The organism is Nocardia terrae (assembly GCF_009760405.1).
GTDB lineage: Bacteria > Actinomycetota > Actinomycetes > Mycobacteriales > Mycobacteriaceae > Nocardia > Nocardia terrae.
On the sequence record NZ_WRPP01000005.1, the window covers coordinates 650,224 to 669,680 of the forward strand.

Consider the following 19,457-nt stretch of genomic DNA (forward strand, 5'->3'; position numbering starts at 1 on the left):
AGTCTCTCAGCGGCGGCTCGCACGGCGGTAGGCGAGGGCCGCGGGGACGGTGAAGACGCACAGGGCGCCGAGGGACCAGGCGAGGGTCAGGAGCAGGGGGCGGGTCAGGGGGCCGCCCTCGGCGAGGGCGCGCATGGTGTCGATGGTGACCGAGATCGGCTGGTACTCGACGACGGGGCGGATCCAGGAGGGGTACGCGGGGGCGGGGACGAAGCCGGTGCTGAAGAACATCAGCAGCGAGGTCAGGATCGTCATCGATTCCACCAGTGTGGCTTTGGGCGCGGTGGCCGCGACGGCGGTGACGATCGTAGCGAAGGCCAGGCCGAGGAGTACCGGGATCGACAGGAACGCCAGAGCGGCGGGAAGGCCCTGGCGGAAGCGGAAGCCGAGCAGGTAGCCGAAGGCGACGATCACGACGGTGCCGGCGAGGATTCGGGTGGCTTCGGCGAGGATGCGGGCGGCGGGTCCGGAGGCGCGGTGAACGGGGAGGACCCAGAAGCGGGACAGGAGACCGGATTCGCGTTCTCGCCAGAGCATGGCGCCACCGGCCACCGCGCCGGAGAGGGCGCCGATGACGGCGACCATGGGGACCGAGCCGTAGAGGGCGTCGTGGCCGGAGAAGGCGGTCACCTGGGTCCCGATGACCGTGTTGAGCACGAACAGCAGCAGGCACGGGATGAGCAGGGTTTCGAGAAGGGTGACGGGGTGGCGGGTCCAGCGCAGCAGCAGCCGCTGGGTTTGGATCATGGTGTCGCGCAACAGGACCGCGGTCATCGGTGGCTCCGGGTGTTGAGTCGCCAGGCGACGGGGACGCAGACCGCGAAGATCGCCGCGATCCAGTAGAGGGAGGGGGCGAGCAGCGCCGGGGTCAGCGCCGGGCAATGTCCGCCGGTGTCGCCGGCGAAGGCGCGCAGGGCGGTGGCGAATTGGGAGACCGGCTGGTTACGGACGAAAGGCTGGATCCAGTGCGGGAATTGGCGGACGGGGGCCAGCCCGGTGGACAGCATGCCGAGGATGACCGGCGGCAGACCGAGGATCTGGGTGATCGATTCGGGGCTGCGAAAGGCGGTGCCCACCACGTCGGCGGCGAGGGTGAACGCCAGGCCGATGCACAGCGACAGGGCCAGGAAGCCGAGGGTGTGGGCGGCGTCGAGCCGGAAGCGGAATCCGATGACATGCCCGCAGAGAACGGCCGTGGCCAGCGAGATGACCAGTCGCACAGCAGATCCCGACATGCGCGCCGCCACCGGCACCAGGGGTCGGATGGGCATGGCGGTGAAGCGGCGGTCCAGGCCGGAGGCCGCGTCGGTGGCGGCGCGCAGGGCCGCGGAGATGGCGGTGAACGCGCACGCCTGCAGAATCACCAGCGGCATCATGAACTGGGCGTAACTGCTGAAACCCGTTCCGGCGAAGGACATCACGCGATTGAGCGGAATGTAGAAGCCCGCGGTGAAGACGATGGGGGCGAGCACGCAGGTCAGCAGTTCCCCGGAGAGCAGAGCGGGCACGATGGTGCGGCCGCCGAGCACCCACCATTGCCGCACCGCGGCGGGCGTGGCGCGCACCGGGTCGAAGCGCAGCGTGGCGGTCACGGGTGCACCTTCTTCCGAGGCTCGCGCGATTCCAGCGCGTGTTTGCCGGGAGGTGCGGTGAGCGCGAGGAACACCTCGTCGAGGGAGGGCCGCCGCAGCGCGATATCGGTGAGTTCGATTCCGGCGCTGTCGAGCAGCCGCAGCACCTCCGCGACCGTCTTCGCGCCGTCCGGGGCCGCGATGACGAGCCTTTCGGTCAGCCCCGGCACGGTGCTCTCCCGCTGCGGGGCCAGTGATTCCAGGACGGCCTCCATGATCTCGAGCTCGCCCGGATGCAGCGGCACGATCTCGCAGTAGCTGGCCCCGGTGCGCGCCTTGAGTTCGTCGGCGGTGCCCTCGGCGACCACCGTGCCGTGGTCGATCACCACGATGCGATCGCAGAGCGCGTCGGCCTCCTCCAGGTACTGGGTGGTGAGCAGGGTCGTGATGCCCTCGTCGCGGAAGGTGCCCACCAGTTCCCAGATGCCTTGGCGGCTGCGCGGATCCAGTCCGGTGGTGGGTTCGTCGAGGAACACCACCTCGGGCCGCACGACCAGCCCGCAGGCGATGTCGATACGCCGGCGCATACCGCCGGAGTAGGTGCCGACCCGCCGCGATCCGGCGTCGGTGAGCTCGACGAGTTCGAGCAGTTCGTCCGCGCGCGCCTTGGCGGCGCGTTTACGCAACCCCTGCAGGCGGCCGAACATCACCAGATTCTCGTAGCCGGACAGCATGTCGTCGAGCGCGGCGAACTGTCCGGTGAGCATGATGACGCGCCGCACCGCGGCCGCCTGGCTCACCACGTCGTGCCCGGCCACCGAGGCGTACCCACGGTCGGGGGTGAGCAGCGTGGACAGGATGTCGACGGTCGTGGTCTTCCCCGCCCCGTTGGGGCCGAGCAGGCCCAGCACCTGACCGGGCGCGGCCACGAAATCGATACCGCGCAAGGCCGATACGCCGCCGAACGATTTCTGGATGCCTTCGACGATCACGCCGCTGGGTTTCACGGGCGCACCTTTCATGCCGTGGTGTCGTCGGGCGCGGACGTCGCCGACAGGGTGGACAGATGACGGTCGAGCAGGATCGCGATGCGCGCCAAGGCATCCGGCGTGGCCATCCGGCTGTGCTCGGCGGCGATGTCGTAGACGGTGATCGCGCCGCCGACATAGGGCCGCCAGGCTTCGGGCTCGGCGATCCGCGAAACCCCTTCGGCGGCACGGAAGAACAGGATGTCGCCGTCGAACTCGGGCCGCTGATACCCGTCCATGTGCCGCAGGGCGGCGTTGTAGGAGTTGGTGAGCCGTTCCAGCAGTGACGCGGTCACCAGCGACGTACTGCCCAGTTGCGCGCCGATCAGTTCCGCGGCCTGTTCGGCGGTGACGTCGGCGGGAATGCCGGTGAGCCCGAACACGTCACCGAACTCGTTGAGCAGCGCCCCGATCCCGAGTTCACCGAGCCGCTCGGCGTCCGCGCCGGTGAGATCGGCGTGCGCGCCATTGGTGGCGTCGGCGTCGAGCAGCGCGACCACCCCGACCCGCGCGCCCTCGGCCCGCAGCCGGGCGGCCACGGCGTGCGCGATGATCCCGCCGAACGACCAGCCCAGCAGGTGGTAGGGCCCATCCGGTTGGGCGGCACGAATCTCGCGGGTGTAGCGCTCGGCGAACTCGGCGATGGACGCGGTCGCCGCCTCCCCCGACAGTTCGGGCGCCTGCAGACCGTAGACCGGCCGCCCGGGCCGCAACGTCTCGGCGAATCCGAGGAAAGGCCAGGCGATTCCGGAGGCGGGATGGATGCAGAACAGCGCCGGTTCCTCGCCTTCGCGGCGGATGGGCAGCAGCACGTCCAGCCCGAGCGCCGAGGTCTCGGGCACGCCCTGCTCGCCGCCGGAGCGGGCGGCCAGCGCCGCCACGGTCCGATGCTGGAACACCTGGGCGGGTGTCAGCGCGATACCGCGGGTGCGGGCGCGCGAGACGAGCTGCAGCGCGATGATGCTGTCGCCGCCGAGCGCGAAGAACGAATCGTCCACACCGACCCGGTCCCGGTCCAGCAGCTCGGCGAACAACTCCGCAAGCTGTCGTTCCGCCGGTGTGCCCGGCGCCCGGTATTCGGCGGTGTCGTCGGCGAATACGGGATCGGGCAGCGCCTTGCGGTCCAGCTTGCCGACCGGTGTCAGCGGAATCGCGTCGAGGATGACGAAGGCCGAGGGCACCATGAACGCGGGTAGCCGCCGACTCAGATAGTCACGCAGTTCCCCGATTTCGGGTGCCGGACCCGTTCCGGTCGGCACCACGTACGCGGCCAGCGCGGGCGTCCCGGCGGGACCGCGCACGCCCGTGGTCACGGCGAATTCCACGCCCGGCGCACCAGCGAGCACCGCGTCGATCTCCCCCAGTTCGATCCGCTGCCCGCGAATCTTGACCTGGAAATCCGATCGCCCCTGATACTCCAGCCGCGGTTCGGAGTCCCCGCTCCAGCGCACCAGGTCACCGGTCCGATACATCCGATCACCCGGCATGCCAAAGGGATTCGCCACGAAGCGCGACGCCGTCAGACCGAACCGGTTGAAGTACCCGCGGGCCAGGGCCGGGCCGGTGACATAGAGTTCGCCGACCACCCCGGGCGGAACGGGCCGCAGCCACGAATCCAGCACGAGCAGTTCGAATCCCCGGACCGGCCCGCCGAGGGTGATCGGCGCATCCGGTGCGAGTTCGGTGGATCTCGTTGCCACAATGGTGGTTTCGGTCGGCCCGTACAGGTTCACCATGCGGCGGCCGGGAGCCCACTGCGCGACCAGATCCGCGCCCACGGGCTCACCGCCGACGGCCAGGGTCCGCAAGCGCGGCAGATCGTGCGGCCGCATGGTGGCCAGCACCGACGGTGTCACGAACGCGTGGGTTACCCGCTGCTCGCGCAGCACGTCCTCGAGGTCGGGGCCGCTGTAGGACTCCGGTGGCGCGACCACCAGGGCCGCGCCGGATCCGAACGCGTGCAGCGCCTCCAGGATCGAGGCGTCGAAGCTGGGCGAGGCCACGTGCAACACCCGCGAATCCCGGTCCAGCCGCATGGTTTCGATCTCTTCGGCGACGAAGTTCGACAACCCGTGGTGATCGAGCAGGACGGCCTTCGGTTTGCCGGTGGACCCGGAGGTGTAGATCAGATAGGCGATCTGATCGAGGGTGATCGGCCCGCCCCGTTCGAGATCGCTGACCGGCGTCTCGGGCACGGTCATGGCGTGCCGCAGCGAGTGCAGGTCGTCGAGGACCAGCCAGTCGACGGTATCGGGCAGCTGTTCGCCGATCTCGCGCACGGTGATGCCGATCGGAGCCCGGGAATCCGACAGTACGTGTTCGATGCGGTCGATGGGATGGTCGGGGTCCACCGGCAGGAACGCCGCGCCGGTCTTGGCCACCGCCCACAGCGCCACCAGCGATTCCAGCGACCGCGTCAGCGCAAGCACCACGAACACCTCCCGGCCCACGCCCTGCCGCAGCAGGACGCGGGCGAAGCGGTTGGACCAGGCATCGAGTTCGGCGTAGGTCATGGTCTGCGGCCCGGCCACGATCGCCGTCGAGTCGGCCCCGGAAACCGCTCCGGCGGCGAGGATTTCGTGCAGTGTGCGCGGAATCGTCGGATCGGCTCCCCGGCGCGGGGTGAGGGCGCGTCGTTCCGCGCCGGTGGCCGCGGGCAGGTGCGCGACACGGCGGTGCGGATGCCGGGCCGTCGCGGTGAGCAGTTCGACGTAGCGCTCCAGCAGCGCCCGGGCCGCCTCGGCGTCGAGGTGGCCGGTCCAGTAATTGAGGGTGACCCGCAACCCGGTGCGGCCCTGCTCGTCGGGGCGCGGAGTGACCTTGAGGCTCAATGGATAGGGCGCGGTCTCGATGTCGGTGACCGCCGCGACCCCCATACCGGCCATCTCCAGCGCGGTGTTCAACCCGGTGCGATCGATGGGCACCGATTCGTAGACGGTCATGGTGTCGAACAGTTCCGTCATGCCGACGGCCCGGTGGATCTGTGCGAGCCCGACATGGTGATGCTCGAGCAGCCGCGCCTGCTCGGCCCCGACTCGCGTCAGCAGCGCGGTGATCGTCTCGCGGGGATCGAGTCGCACCCGCACGGGCACGGTGTTGATGAACAGTCCGATCATCTCCTCGGCCCCGGCCAGTTGCGGTGGGCGTCCCGACACGGTCGCGCCGAACACCACATCGGTGCGGCCGGTCAGGGTCGAGAGCAGCAGGGACCAGGCCACTTGAACCGCGGTGTTCGCGGTGACGCCCACGCTCGCGACGACACCGTTCAGCTCGGCGGTCAACGCGGCGGGCAGCTCCACCGTCACGGTGCCGGACACGGTCGAGGCCGAGCCGGCGGCCGCCGGGAAGGCCAGGGTCGGCGCGTCGAGACCGTGCAGGGTATCGGTCCAGGCGTCGATCGCGGTGTCGTCGCGGTCGGCGAGCCAGGACAGGAACCGCGCGTAGGAGTGCTCGGGTGCGGTGTCGAGACCGGTTGTGCCGGTGAGGTATCCGGCGAGCAGCTCCCTGATCAGCAGGGGCATGGACCAGCCGTCGAGCACGAGGTGATGGCTGGTGATCAGCAGGGTCCAGGTGTCGGCGGCGGTGCGCAGCAGCGTCAACCGCAGCAGTGGGGGGCGGGTGAGATCGAAGCGGGTGTGAGCATCCTGTTCGACCAGCCGCTCCAGTTCACGCTCCGGGTCGGCGTGTCCGGCGAGATCCACTTCCCGCCAGTCGATTTCGGCGTCGGCGAGAACGATATGACGCGGGCCGCCCTCGGACTCGACGAACGCGGCGCGGAGAATGTCGTGCCGATCCACCAAACCCTGTGCGGCCACCCGCAATCGGGCCCGGTCCAGGGCCCCGGTCAGCTCGGCGCGGGTCTGGAGCAGGTACTGATCGAGAGCGGCGGGATCGAACTGCGTGTGGAAGTACATGCCCTGTTGCAGCGGCGACAGCGGCCATACGTCGATCAGCCCCGGATAGTCCAGATTCCAGCGTGTGGAGTCGATTTCGGCCACTGGTACCAGGCTGAACGGCGCGATCGGGGTGATCGGCGAGTCCGCCACCGTGGCCGTGGCGACGGCCGCCAGCCCCGCGACGGTCTTGTGGTCGAACACATCCCGCGCCGAGAACGACAATCCGCCCCCGCGGGCACGGGAGACCAGTCGCAGCGCGATGATGCTGTCGCCGCCGAGCGCGAAGAACGAATCGTCCACACCGACCCGATCGCGGCCCAGCAGTTCGCCGAACAGCCCGGCCAACGCGGCCTCGACCGCATTGCCCGGCGCACGGTATTCGGTGGTGTCATCGGCGAATACGGGCTCGGGCAGCGCCTTGCGGTCGAGCTTGCCGACCGGCGTCAACGGAATGGCGTCCACCAGGACGAAGGCCGCGGGCACCATGGCCGCGGGCAATCGGTCGCTCAGATAGGCGCGCAGTTCACCCGGCTCGGGCGTCGGCCCGGACGCGGCGGGCACCACGTAGGCCGCGAGCGCGGTCGCACCGGCCGGTCCGCGCACCCCGAGTGTGACCGCGTACTCCACCCCGGGCGCGCCGACGAGCACTGCGTCGATCTCCCCGAGTTCGATGCGCTGGCCGCGGATCTTGACCTGGAAGTCGGAGCGGCCCTGGTATTCGATCCGGGGCCGGGCCTCCTCGGTCCAACGCACCAGGTCTCCGGTGCGGTACATGCGGTCACCGGGTGCGCCGAAGGGGTTGGCGACGAATCGCGCAGAGGTGCGGCCGAACTGCCGGAAATAGCCGCGCGCCAGGGCGGGACCGGCGAGGTACAGCTCCCCCGTCACTCCCATCGGAACCGGCCGCAGCCACGAATCCAGGACCAGTGCCTCGAATCCCCGGATCGGCTCCCCCAGCGTGACCGGCGCTCCCGCGACGAGCTCGGCGGGCCCGGTGGCCCAGATGGTGGTCTCGGTCGGACCGTAGAGGTTGACCATCCGCCGCCCCGGCGACCACTGCGCCACCAGGTCCGCGCTCACCGCCTCACCGGCGACCGCGAGGAACCGCAGCTCCGGCAGGTCCCGCGCGCTCATGGTGGCGACCACCGAGGGCGTGATGATCGCGTGCGTAACCCGCTGCGCGCGTAGCACTTCGGCCAGCTGGTCACCGCTGTGCGCGTCCGGCGGCGCGATCACCGCGGTGGCGCCGCGCGCGAAGGCCAGCACCTGCTCGGACACGAACGAGTCGAAGCTGGGCGAGGCGACCTGCAGTACCCGGGCACGTTCGTCCATCCCGAACGAATCCTGCTGGGAAGCAACCAGATCCGCGACGCCACGATGAGTGATGAGCACACCCTTGGGCATGCCGGTCGACCCCGACGTGTAGATCATCCACGCGGCGTTGTCCAACCGCGGTCGCCGGAAGAACATGGATGCCTGGCCGGAATCGACCTCGCTGACGGTCGACCTCGATCGGCCGAGTGCCGCACGAGTATTGGACCCGCCTTCCCCGGCCTGCTCGCGGCCGTGCGGGCGCCGGTGCTCGTCGGGGACTTGCGGCTGCCCCGCATGCACTTGGATCTCGGCCGTTGCCGCGAGGCCCGCGTGACCGGGCGATAGGCGGGCCGCAGGGCCATCGGAAGCATCGGAAGCATCGGAAGCATCGGAAGCATCGGAAGCATCGAGCGTGGACCACCGCACCCGCCCGGGCAGCTCGGAGCGATGCGCGGCGGTGGTGAGCCCCAGGGTCGCGCCGGAGTCGGTCAGCATCATCTCGATGCGCTCGGCGGGCTGGGCGGGATCGATCGGCAAGAACGCGGCTCCCGTCGCCGCCACCGCCCACACTCCGACGATCAACTCCACCGAGCGCGGGAATGCGAGTGCGACAATCGTTTCCGGTCCTGCTCCGGCCGCGGCCAACTGCTGTGCGATGCGATCCGACGCGGCGCGCAACTCCCGGTAGGTCATGACCCGGGTCCCGGCCACGATCGCGGTCGCGGACGGATCCAGATCGGCTCCCGCGCTGAGGATCTCGTGCAGGGTGAGCGTCGGCGCGGATTCCGCGCCCCGCACGGGCGCCAGAGCGAGCCGCTCGTGCTCGGTGAGTGCGGACAGTTCCGAAACCCGTCGACCGGGGTTTGTGGCGAGTTCGCCGAGCAATCCCACGAATCGGTCCAGCAGTGTCGCGGCCCGCTCAGCATCCAGATGTGAGGCCCAGTAGTTGATCGCGACCCGCAACCGCTGGTCGCCCTCCGCATCCGGTTCGGGAACGACTTTGAGACTCAACGGATATGGCGCGGTCTCGATATCGGACACGTCGAGCACCCGCATTCCGGCCCGTGCCAGCGCCGCATTCAAGCCCGCCCGATCGATCGGCACCGATTCGTAGACGGTGATGGTGTCGAACAGCTCCGGCATGCCCACGGCCCGATGGAGCTCGGCCAGCCCGATGTGCTGGTGGTCGAGCATGCGGGCCTGCTCCGCCCGCATGCGGGCCAGCACCTCGGTGACCGGCTCGGCGGGGTCGAGGGTGACCCGGACCGGCAGGGTGTTGATGAACAGGCCGATCATCTCCTCGACCCCGGGCAGATGCGGGGGCCGACCCGAAACGGTCGCGCCGAACACCACATCGGTGCGTCCGGTCAGGGTCGAGAGCAGCAGGGACCACGCGAGCTGCAAGGCCGTGTTCACGGTGGCACCCGCGCCCCGCGCCACCGAGTCCAGCCGGGCCGCGATATCGGCGGGCAGGTCGGCCGAGACGGTGCCCGCGATGATCGGACCCGCCGCGGCGGGCGCGGGCAGCGCCAGGGTGGCGGCGTCCAGACCGCGCAAAACCTGTGTCCAGGCGTCGATTCCGGCCTGATCGGTCCCCGCGAGCCAGGCCAGGAATTCGGCGTAGGAGTGCGCGGGCGGCCGGTGCGCGTCGAGATCCGCTGCACCGGTGAGATATCCGGTGAGCAGTTCCTGGATGAGCAGCGGCATGGACCAGCCGTCGAGGACGAGGTGATGGCTGGTGATCAGCAGCGTCCAGGTGTCGGGGGTGGTGTGGATGAGCGTCAGGCGCAGCAGCGGCGGGCAGCTCAGATCGAAACGGGTGTGCGCGTCCGCCTCGGCCAGCCGGTGCAGTTCCTCGTCACGGACCTGCCCATCCTCGATCTCGGTGAGATCCACTTCGCGCCAGGACACTTCGGTGTGCGCCAGGACCAGTTGGCGCGGCCCGTCGGACGAGTCGCGGAACGCCACCCGCAGGCTGTCGTGGCGATCGAGCACCGCCTGGGCGGCCGCCCGCAGCCGCGCGGCGTCGACGGCGCCGGCCAGGGCGGCGCGGGTCTGGATCAGGTAGCGGTCGATGGCGTCGGGGTCGAACTGGGTGTGGAAGTACATGCCCTGCTGCAGCGGCGAGAGCGGCCATACGTCGATCAGGCCGGGCTGCTCCTGTTTCCAGCGCCGCAGATCGGGTTCCGGCACCGAGACCAGGGTGAAGGGTTCGACGGGTTCGGCCACGGTGTGCGGCGCCGCCGTGGTCGCGACCGCCGCCAGTGCCGCGACGGTCTTGTGGTCGAACACATCCCGCGCCGAGAACACCAGCCCACCCGCCCGGGCCCGGGCCACGAGCTGCAGCGCGACGATGCTGTCACCGCCGAGCGCGAAGAACGAGTCGTCCACACCGACCCGATCGCGGCCCAGCAGACCGGCGAACAGCTCGGCCAGCCGCTGTTCGGACGGGTTGCCCGGGGCCCGGTAGGCGGTGCTGTCGTCGGCGAAAACCGGAGCGGGCAAAGCCTTTCGATCCAGTTTACCGACCGGGGTCAGCGGGATGGCGTCCAGGATCACCAGCGCCGAGGGCACCATGTAGGCGGGCAGACGCTGGGCGAGGTAGGCGCGCAACTCCACGACGTCGGGCACCGGACCCGCGGCGGCGGGCACCACGTAGGCGGCCAGCGCGGGCGTCCCGGCGGGCCCGCGCACGCCGAGGGTGACCGCGAACTCCACGCCCGGCGCCCCCGCCAGCACCGCGTCGATCTCACCGAGTTCGATGCGCTGCCCGCGAATCTTGACCTGGAAATCGGAGCGACCCTGATATTCCGGCCTCGGCGTGGACTCGGCGCTCCAGCGCACCAGATCACCCGTCCGATACATCCGATCACCGGGCGCGCCATAGGGATTGGCGACGAATCGATCCGCGGTCAGCCCGAATCTGTGCAGATACCCGCGCGCCAACCCCGGCCCGGCCAGATACAGCTCCCCTGTCGCGCCCGGCGGCACCGGCCGCAACCAGCTGTCGAGGACGAGCAGCGAGAATCCGCGCACGGGACCGCCGAGGGTGATCGGCTGATCGGGCAGCAATCCGGCCGATCTCGTTGCCACGATGGTGGTTTCGGTCGGGCCGTACAGGTTCACCAGCCGCCGCCCCGGCGCCCACTGTGCCACCAGGTCCGGGCCCACGGCCTCACCGCCGACCGCCAGCGTCCGCAACTCGCGCAGGCCGTGCGGCCGCAACGAAGCCAGCACCGACGGCGTGATCAGTGCGTGGGTGACCCGCTGCTCGCGCAGCAGCTCCTCGAGCGCCGCGCCGCTGTAGGCGTCCGGGGGCGCGATGACGAGGGTGCCGCCCCGGCCGAACGCGAACAGCGCCTCCAGCACCGAGGCGTCGAAACTCGGCGAGGCCACGTGCAGCACCCGCGAATCCCGGTTCAGCCGCATGGTTTCCACGTGCTCGGCCACGAAGTTCGCCAGACCGCGGTGATCGACGAGCACGGCCTTGGGTTTCCCGGTCGACCCGGAGGTGTAGATCAGGTAGGCGAGCTGTTCCGGCCGGAGCGGAGCGCCCCGCTCACGGTCGGTCACGGCCGAATCCGGCTCGGACATCGCGTCGCGCACGGTGGCGGGATCGTCGAGCAGCAGCCATTCGACGAGGTCGGGCAGGCGAGAGCCGGTGTCGTGCACCGTGATTCCCAGCATCGCCCCGGAATCGCTCAGCACGTGCTCGAGCCGGTCGCGGGGATGGTTGGGGTCCACCGGCAGGAACGCCGCACCGGTCTTGGCCACCGCCCACAGCGCCACCAGCGATTCGATCGAACGCGGCATCGCCAGCACGACGACGCTCTCGCGGCCGACCCCGCGCCGCAACAGCACTCGCGCCAACCGGTTCGACCAGCTGTCGAGCCGCGCGTAGCTCAGCGTCTGGTCACCGTCGACCAGCGCGGTCGACTCGGGATCCGAAGCCGCTGCCGCGGCGAGGATTTCGGGCAGCGTGCGCGCGGGCACCGACTCCGCGCCCCGCATCGGAGCCAGCGTCGCGCGCTCGGCGCCGGAGGTGACCGGCACCCGCGACAGCGCCGTGTCCACGCCCGCGACCAGGAAACGGTGCAGGAAGGCCAGGAACCGGCGATGCTGGCCGACCAGTTCGGCCTCGGTGTAGAGATTCGGATTGGCCTGCAGATCGAGCTGCGTGCTCTGCCCGCCCACTCCCGGATACACGTTCACGAACAGGTCGTCGATCAGTCCCGAGGTGAGCACGCGCAGCCGCCCGACCACCGGGCCGAGGTGAATCCGGTTGTCGAACATCATGAGATTGACCGTCGGCCCGAACGAGGTGGCGATGTCCATGGTGTGGCCCAGATCCCGGAAGATGTCCTCCTGCCGGTACCGCTGCCGCCGCAGCGCGCCGGTGAGCTCGCGCTGGGTGGCGGCGACCAGCTCACCGACGGTCATCCGGGGATCGCGGACCAGGCGCAGCGGCACCACATTGGCGACCATGCCGCCCGAACGCCGCAGCGCCGCGGTGGTGCGGCCCGAAACCGGCAGGCCCAGTGTCACTTCCGGGGCATCGGTCATGGCGCCGAGATAGGCCGCGAAGGCGGCGACCATGATCGGCGCGATGCTGGTCGACTCCGCGGCCGCCATCGCCGTCAGCAATCCCGCGGTGTCCGAGGGCAATTCGGCCGAGACCAGCCGCGGCTGCGCGGCCGTCCCGCCGCTGCGCCCGGCCAGCGTCACCGGTTCGGCCAGCCCCGCCAGATGCTCGCTCCAGTACTCCCGGTCCGCCCGCATCCGATCCGAATCCCGGTAGGCGCGATCGTCATCGACGATCTCGCGCAGCGTGGCGGCGCGGGCGGGCGGAGCCTCGAGACCGGCGCACAGCGCGTCGTAGATCTCGCTGGTCCGCTGCATCATGGTCATCGCGCCCGACCCGTCGGCGATGATGTGGTGCATCCGGGAGTACAGGTACCAGGTCTCGCCGCCCAGCCGCAGCAGCGCCACCTTGCCCAGCTGGTCCGCGTACAGGTCCACCGGCGTGGCGTATTCGGCCCGCATCCAGTCCCGCGCGGCGGCCGCCGGATCGGGCTCCCCACGCAGATCCACCATCTCGACCTCGGTGTCGAGTCCCGGATCGATCACCTGGCATGGCACACCGCCGGTTTCGAGCAGCCGCAGCCCGCCGCTGCCGAACTCCCGCCCGGCCTGCCGCACGGCCCGCGCCAGCGCCTCGACCTCGATCGCGCCGCGGAACTCGGCGTATTGCGCGATCGAGATCGGGGTCTGCCCCGCGACCTGCTGGGCGAACCAGATGCCGCGCTGCGCGGCGGACAATTCGAACGCATCGGTGGCCTGGCCGTTTTCACCTACGGCGGGCTGGGGCATGGCTGTCCTGTCTGCGAAGGTGGCGCGGGAATCGGGTGCGGGAGTCAGCTCGCGTGGCTGCGGCCACCGACCTCGGCGGCGGTCAACACCGCACCGGAGGTGCTCAGGTACTGCCGCAGGGTCGCCCGGTCGTCGAGCACGAGCCAGTGGACGTCATCGGTGAGGCCGGCACGCCGCGCGTGCACGGTCACCCCCACCCGCGTCGTGGGCGTGAACACCCCGGCATTGATCCGGACCGCCGCCGCCCCGATCTTGGCCAGCGCGTGCCGGACCGCGACCCCCTCGAAGTCGGGCACCGCCGCCAGTCCCACCAGGCAGCCCGGGCCGGCCCCCAGCCGCAGCAGCATGCGCGCCAGCCGATTCGACCAGCTGTCGAGTTCGGCCGCGCGCAGATCGAATCGGCCGTCGGAGGCGACCACGCCGTCCGTATAAGAAGGAACGGCCGCGATTCCATCGGTGAGCGCACTGGTCCGAGCGGACAATATCGCTGTCATCTGGATCTATCCTCCCGAGTCGTGGAACGCATTTCCGCACGCGTGCTGCGGCAGGGCAGCGGAATTACCGCTGTGCTATTCGGAGATCCGGCAGGCGATTTCGCACGACGTCGGGCGATAATCGCGCCAAGACAATGAAATACCCAGCGTTTGGGTCTCCAACTGGGGTTTTGCCGCGAACGGGGGTCTGAGGGTGGGACCCCGCCGCGAAATGCAAGGCCACTGAATCCGTTTCGAGGCGCCTTACCCAACTCACCCTAACCGCGCGCAAACATTCTCGGCAGACCCGGATCCGTGGGCACACTGGCCAGTACCACCACTCCCTCATTCCCGGTACCCGCTCGGGGATATGAACACTTTCCAATCGAGAAGCGCAGCTCCGTATTTCGATTGCCGAGGCGACAACTGATTTCGCGCCGTTCGGGGTAACTCCCCGGGTACGCCCGAAATAGTTTCGGCTCGCAACGCAGGCACGGATGCGAGACCGGCCACGGCACTCATCCATCCGCTAAAGATCCGGGGAGGCGGGGGAGCTGCGAGACGGCGACGGCACTCATCCGTCCGCTAAAGATCCGGGGAGGCGGGGGAGCTGCGAGACGGCGACGGCACTCATCCGTCCGCTAGAGGCCCGGGGAGGCGGAGGGTTAGGGTGCGGCGGTGGATACAGCGGAGTTCGTTCAGCGGGGCAGCACGATCGTGGATCGGCTGTCGACCACGCAGGCCGCGCCGCCCTGGCAATTGGTGGTGGGAACCGGTGTGGTGGCGCTGGTGCTGGTGGTGTTCCATCCGACGTGGCGGGTGCTGCGCAACGCGGTCACCATCGCCCATGAGGGCGGCCACGCGTTCACGGCGCTGCTCACCGGCAGACGGCTCAACAGCATCCGATTGCATTCCGACACTTCCGGGCTCACGGTGTCGAGCGGGAAACCCTATGGCCTGGGCATGATTCTGACCATGGCGGCGGGATATCCCGCGCCCGCGCTGGTCGGGCTCGGGTACGCGGCACTGCTGGGCGCGCATCGGATCACCCTCATGCTGTGGCTGACCATCGCGCTGCTGCTGGTGCTGCTGATCAAGGTGCGCAACTTCTACGGTCTGCTGTCACTGCTGGTCACCGGCGGCGTGATCTTCGCGGTGTCCTGGTTCGGCACCGACACCACCCAGGCGGGGCTGGCGTATCTGGCGGCCTGGTTCCTGCTGCTGGCCGCGGTGCGGCCGGTGATCGAACTGCAGCGGAATCGGGCGTACGAGCCCAATTCCGACGCCGATCAGCTGGCCCGCTTGACCCGGATTCCGGGGCTGCTGTGGGTACTGGCCTTCGGCGCGATCGCGCTGTGCTCGCTGGTCCTCGGCGGTCGGCTGCTGCTGGCCGATGTGTCGGGGGTGTGTGTGCCGCCGCTCACCCACAGCACCTGCGCCGCCTCCACCGCTCGGTGACCATCACCGTACTTCAGGGCGAGAGTGATATCGCTGCAATGGTTCTGGTGAATGCCGACTAACATTCGGTATGCACCGTCCGGGTGATCGGGAACACCACTCATTCAAAGGATCCAGCGCCCGGATCTTGGTCTGCCGTCACACGGCGGGCCGTCGATCGTTGTGGCAGGAGGGTTTCGGGATGGAAAGACCGGCGTGGGCCCCGGAGGGGGTAGACATGAACCGGGCGAGCCCCGCGCGCATGTACGACGCGCTGCTGGGCGGCTCGCACAACTTCGAGGTCGACCGGCAGGCCGCCGAGGGAGCCAAGAAGCTCGTTCCTGATCTGCCCCGGCTGGCGCTGAGCAATCGCGCCTTCCTGCGTCGCGCGGTGCGGTTCCTGGTGGATTCGGGTGTGCGGCAGTTCCTCGACATCGGGTCGGGCGTGCCGACCGCGGGCAATGTGCACGAGGTGGCCCAGGCCATCGATCCGGAATGCCGGGTGCTCTACGCCGACATCGATCCGGTCGCCGTGGCCCACGCCCGCGCGATTCTCGCGGGCAACGAGCGCGCCGCGGCCATCGAGGCCGATCTGCGCGAACCGGCCGCGCTGCTGGAGCAGGCGCGGGCCACAGGCATCATTGACTTCGACCAACCAGTCGGTGTTCTCTTGATCGCCGTTCTCCACCTCGCCAGCGACGAGGACGCACCCGTCGAGAAGGTGAACGCGCTCCACGCCGCCGTGCCCGTCGGCAGCTACGTGGCCATCTCCCACCTCACCACCGCCACCCGCCCCGACGATGCCGCCAAGCTGCAGAACAACTCGACCAACGTCAGCCGCGTCGGCCTGCATTTCCGGTCCCGCGACGAGATCACCGCCCTGTTCGGCAAGTGGGAGACCATCGAACCCGGTGTGGTGGAATTGCCCTTGTGGCGGCCGGAATCCGACCGCGATCAGCACGAGGAGCCGGGCCGTTCACTCGGATTGGCGGGCGTGGGCCGCAAAGCCTGAGCGCCACAAGGTCAGGAGCAGGTCGAGGGGTAGGGGGCAGCGGTGGGCGTATCCGAGCTGGCGGTCCGATGGGCCGCCATGCTGGACGGCGCGGTCGCGCCGACGCTCACCCGCACCCAGGTCGAGGAGCTGCTCGACGGTTTCACCGCTCGCCTGACCGCGGCGGTGCGCGGCACCGAGGACATGTCGGTGGCCCGCGAGGCCGCCGCCGCGCTCGTCGCCGCCAACTACCGCGATTCCCTGGCCGTGCACCGCTCGGTGCTGGTGCTCTGCAAGGACCTGGTCGAGACCGTCTGCCCCGAGCGCGACTGCGTCGACTACTGGCCGGTCCGCGATCGCGCCATCGAACTGGCCGCCGAGTTCGCGGCCGAGTTCACCACCGGACTGCGCAATGTGGCGCTGGCCGAACAGGAGACGACGCTGAGCGCCGCGCTCACCGCCGCGCGCGAGGCCGAGGCGCGCCGGCATCTGTCGGAGGCGCGCTTCCAGGCCATCTTCGAGGGCGCGTCGGTGGGCATCGGAACGGTCGACGTCACCACCGGGCAAGTGGTCGACGTCAACAACGCCATGGCCGAAACCCTCGGCGTGCCCGCGGCGGCCATGCCGGGCCGATCGGTGGCCGACATTCTCGGCCCGGCCAATATCGGCGACGCGTTCTCGCTGTTCCAGAAACTGCTCTCCGGGGAGATCGACCGCTTCCGGTTCGAGACTGAGCACACCAAGCCCGACGGCCAGCACACGGTCATCGATCTCTCCATGACGATCGTGCGCGACAGCGAGGGCAGGCCGCGCTTCCTGATCGGGGTCACCGTCGATGTCACCGACCGCAAGCAGCTGGCCGATCGGCTCTGGTACGACGCGCACCACGATTCGCTGACCGGACTGCCGAATCGGCTGCTGTTCTTCGACCGTCTCGCCGCGGCCACCGGCCAGGTCGGGGTCTGCTATCTGGATCTGGACGGCTTCAAGGAGATCAACGACAGCCGCGGCCACACCGCCGGCGATCAGGTCCTCTGCGATGTGGGCCGGCGACTGCGCCTGGCCCTGCCCCCGAACGGGGTGGCGGCGCGGCTGGGTGGCGACGAGTTCATCGTCCTGGTCGAAAACTGCTCGGGCCAGGAGGAATTGGACACTGTCGCGGACGGCCTGCTGGCCGCGCTGCGCGATCCGTTCGACGTGGCGGGACTGTCGGTGCGGGTGGGCGCGAGCATCGGCACCGCACTGGTGGACACCGACGCCACCGCCATCGACGAACTCATGCACGCCGTGGACACCGCCATGTACCGGGACAAGGCCCTGCGACACGGCCGCTAGATCGACGCCGGCACAGCCGCTAGATCACGAACGGCACCAGGGCCTTTCGCTCGGCCGGGTAGTCGCTGAACTTCTCGCGATACCAGGCGTGGGTGGCGAAGGCGCGCGGCACCAGATTGCCGAAGGTGATGAGGAAGATGACCACGCCCGGCAGCGCCCAGGTCAGCATGGCGAATCCCGCCCAAGCGACCAACTCGCCCAGATACGTGGGGCTGGTGACGAATCGGAATCCCAGACCGTACGGAATCTTGTATTCGCTTGCGCCCGGGTTGTTCTTGTCGCGCAGATTCCGCACGATCCGCTCGGAGCTCACCAGCAGCGCGAAACCGCTGAGGTAGACGATCGATCCGATGATGAAGCGCGGGTCGCTCAACCAGCCGGTGCCGTACTGACCCAGGTAGTCGTGACTGAACAGCGCGCCGTTGAGATAGCCGTGCAGCGTGGTCACCAGCATCCCCATGCCGAGCACCGAAACGTTGAAACTGCTGGTCTTGCCGGGCACTTGGCGGATGTTGAGGGGGAAGAACCAGCCCCGATTGCCGTAGTGCAGAATCCAGATGGCCGCCAGCACCAGCGAAGTCGGCTCGAAGCGGCGTGGACCCGACAGGTACGCGACCGCGAAGACCACGGTGGCCGGGATCTCCATCAACCACCAGCCCAGTTTCGGATTCAGGTTGAGTCCGAGCTTGGTGGTGGCGAAGCGACCGTACGGGCTCTGCCCGAAGAGGCCGCCGATGAGAACGAAAGCGGCGAACGCGAACGCGATCGTCAGCACGGTGTCGTAGACGGTATTGCCGGTATACCAGTTCATTCGTGGTCCTTCAGGTGGAAAAACTAGAACAGGTTCTACCACAGCGAGCGCGCCGACCGGTACCCACCGGCGGGCACGGGCGGTGACCGGCGGGTAGGTTGGCGAGAACCCGGAGGGAGGCACAGTGGGTTCGCAGGGATGGGATGTACTACTCAAATGGATGCCGTTTTTTCTCGAGGAGGACGAGGACGCGGATGAATCCGGACTCGGGTGGAATCCGCGATTCGTCCAGATCCGTGACGAACTCACCGGCCGCCGAGTGCATTTCGCACAGCAGGGCACCGAGATCGAGGTGATCGTGGCCGTCCCCGACGACGCCGCCGACGCCGAACGACTATTGGAGGCGCTGCGCGCCCAGCCCGACGGCACCTGGGACCCGGTGCCGCTGCCGTCCGAATCCGATGCCACCGCACCGGATCCGCAGTGGCGGGCCATGCAGCGCGTGCACCAGCAGCCGCGACTGGCCCGCGAATGGAGCACCGGCTGGCAGCGCGGGGAGGCCGTCGAGTCGCGGCGCGGAATCGCCGAATCGGTGGTGACCGTGCTGCGCGAGGGCCTCGACATGGACGGCGACCGGCTGCGCTTCGCCACCTGGAGCATGGACGCGCCCGGCACCGGCAGCTACGAGCTGCCCGCCGACCGCCCCAGCGAGCGCGAGGCGCCCGTGGTCTGTTCGGACTGGGCCGATTTCGAGGCGCGGCTGAGCTGGGCGCTGACCACCCTGCCCTGGGACGGGGTCATCAACCTGAGCACCCCGCACCCCGGCCCCGATCCGTGCTTCGTCCAATTCCTGCACGGCAGACAGCTTTTCAACGAGGCCAGCGGCTGGGACGTGGCCGGGCTGGGCGCGGGCGAATTCGACCGGCGCATGCGCGAACTGGGCTGGAGCTTCGCCCCGCACAGCGTCCCCGGCGGCGCGGCTCTCATCTGGGAGGGCCCGCTGGCCAAGGCCGGGTTCAACCCGAGCCTGCGCGGCGCGCCCCGGCGCACGGTGGCGACCTTCACCGAGGTCTTCACCGTCGGCCATCCCCAGGACCTGGTCTTCCGCGCCTTCCGCAACGGCCAGCGCCGCGATCCGGAATTGCGTTATCTGGACATCGAACTGGGGATCCCGCGCGACGTCCGGTGAGCTCCCGACCCCGTGCGGTGACCCCAGCCACGTACGGTGAGCCCCCACCTCGTCATTCCGGCGCGCTTTTGGCCGGAATCCACTTCCAGCGCGGTGGATTCC

Annotated in this window: 10 protein-coding genes; 4 read left to right on the plus strand and 6 right to left on the minus strand. The window is 69.5% G+C overall.

The features are described from left to right. Nucleotides 1-6: 6 nt before the first annotated feature. Genes GPX89_RS27140 through GPX89_RS27160 form a run of 5 tightly spaced genes read right to left on the minus strand, consistent with a single transcriptional unit; the run spans nt 7 to nt 13,673 of the window. Nucleotides 7-774, minus strand: coding sequence for an ABC transporter permease (locus tag GPX89_RS27140; RefSeq protein WP_157390458.1), 768 nt, complete (start codon nt 772-774; stop codon nt 7-9). Then, on the minus strand, nt 771-1,592 hold the full coding sequence (locus GPX89_RS27145; RefSeq protein ID WP_328602353.1) for an ABC transporter permease: 822 nt from the start codon (nt 1,590-1,592) through the stop codon (nt 771-773). Before GPX89_RS27145 ends, GPX89_RS27140 begins: the two co-directional genes overlap by 4 nt. After that, entirely contained in the window at nt 1,589-2,593 is a 1,005-nt protein-coding gene (locus GPX89_RS27150; RefSeq protein ID WP_157390459.1) for an ATP-binding cassette domain-containing protein, read from the minus strand. Before GPX89_RS27150 ends, GPX89_RS27145 begins: the two co-directional genes overlap by 4 nt. After that, nucleotides 2,590-13,179: a non-ribosomal peptide synthetase gene (locus GPX89_RS27155; protein ID WP_157390460.1), complete on the minus strand. Its 10,590-nt coding sequence runs from the start codon at nt 13,177-13,179 to the stop codon at nt 2,590-2,592. Before GPX89_RS27155 ends, GPX89_RS27150 begins: the two co-directional genes overlap by 4 nt. Before the next feature lie 44 nt (nt 13,180-13,223). Next, nucleotides 13,224-13,673, minus strand: coding sequence for an AMP-binding protein (locus GPX89_RS27160; RefSeq protein ID WP_157390461.1), 450 nt, complete (start codon nt 13,671-13,673; stop codon nt 13,224-13,226). A 657-nt stretch (nt 13,674-14,330) separates the two neighbouring features. Between GPX89_RS27160 and GPX89_RS27165 the strand changes: the two genes are divergently transcribed. The 3 genes from GPX89_RS27165 (at nt 14,331) to GPX89_RS27175 (ending at nt 17,415) form a co-directional block, all read left to right on the plus strand. After that, the gene (locus GPX89_RS27165; RefSeq protein ID WP_328602354.1) at nt 14,331-15,110 is read left to right on the plus strand and encodes a M50 family metallopeptidase; all 780 of its coding nucleotides are present in this window, start codon (nt 14,331-14,333) and stop codon (nt 15,108-15,110) included. 181 nt (nt 15,111-15,291) lie between these two features. Continuing rightward, nucleotides 15,292-16,101: an SAM-dependent methyltransferase gene (locus tag GPX89_RS27170; protein WP_157390462.1), complete on the plus strand. Its 810-nt coding sequence runs from the start codon at nt 15,292-15,294 to the stop codon at nt 16,099-16,101. 42 nt (nt 16,102-16,143) lie between these two features. After that, nucleotides 16,144-17,415 carry a sensor domain-containing diguanylate cyclase gene (locus GPX89_RS27175; protein WP_328602355.1) on the plus strand — a complete coding sequence of 424 codons (1,272 nt, stop codon included), beginning with the start codon at nt 16,144-16,146 and terminating at the stop codon, nt 17,413-17,415. Nucleotides 17,416-17,434: 19 nt separating this feature from the next. On the opposite strand, the gene GPX89_RS27180 is transcribed toward GPX89_RS27175, so the two are convergent. Further along, entirely contained in the window at nt 17,435-18,226 is a 792-nt protein-coding gene (locus tag GPX89_RS27180) for a phosphatidylethanolamine N-methyltransferase family domain-containing protein (RefSeq protein WP_157390463.1), read from the minus strand. Nucleotides 18,227-18,386: 160 nt separating this feature from the next. Between GPX89_RS27180 and GPX89_RS27185 the strand changes: the two genes are divergently transcribed. After that, entirely contained in the window at nt 18,387-19,355 is a 969-nt protein-coding gene (locus GPX89_RS27185) for a TY-Chap domain-containing protein (protein WP_157390464.1), read from the plus strand. Nucleotides 19,356-19,457: the final 102 nt, after the last annotated feature.

Coding starts and splice junctions, on each gene's coding strand:
- GPX89_RS27140 (WP_157390458.1), bottom strand. CDS start 774: ATGACCGCGGTCCTGTTGCGCGACACCATGATCCAAACCCAGCGGCTG.
- GPX89_RS27160 (WP_157390461.1), bottom strand. CDS start 13,673: ATGACAGCGATATTGTCCGCTCGGACCAGTGCGCTCACCGATGGAATC.
- GPX89_RS27180 (WP_157390463.1), bottom strand. CDS start 18,226: ATGAACTGGTATACCGGCAATACCGTCTACGACACCGTGCTGACGATC.
- GPX89_RS27185 (WP_157390464.1), top strand. CDS start 18,387: ATGCCGTTTTTTCTCGAGGAGGACGAGGACGCGGATGAATCCGGACTC.
- GPX89_RS27150 (WP_157390459.1), bottom strand. CDS start 2,593: ATGAAAGGTGCGCCCGTGAAACCCAGCGGCGTGATCGTCGAAGGCATC.
- GPX89_RS27170 (WP_157390462.1), top strand. CDS start 15,292: ATGGAAAGACCGGCGTGGGCCCCGGAGGGGGTAGACATGAACCGGGCG.
- GPX89_RS27155 (WP_157390460.1), bottom strand. CDS start 13,179: ATGCCCCAGCCCGCCGTAGGTGAAAACGGCCAGGCCACCGATGCGTTC.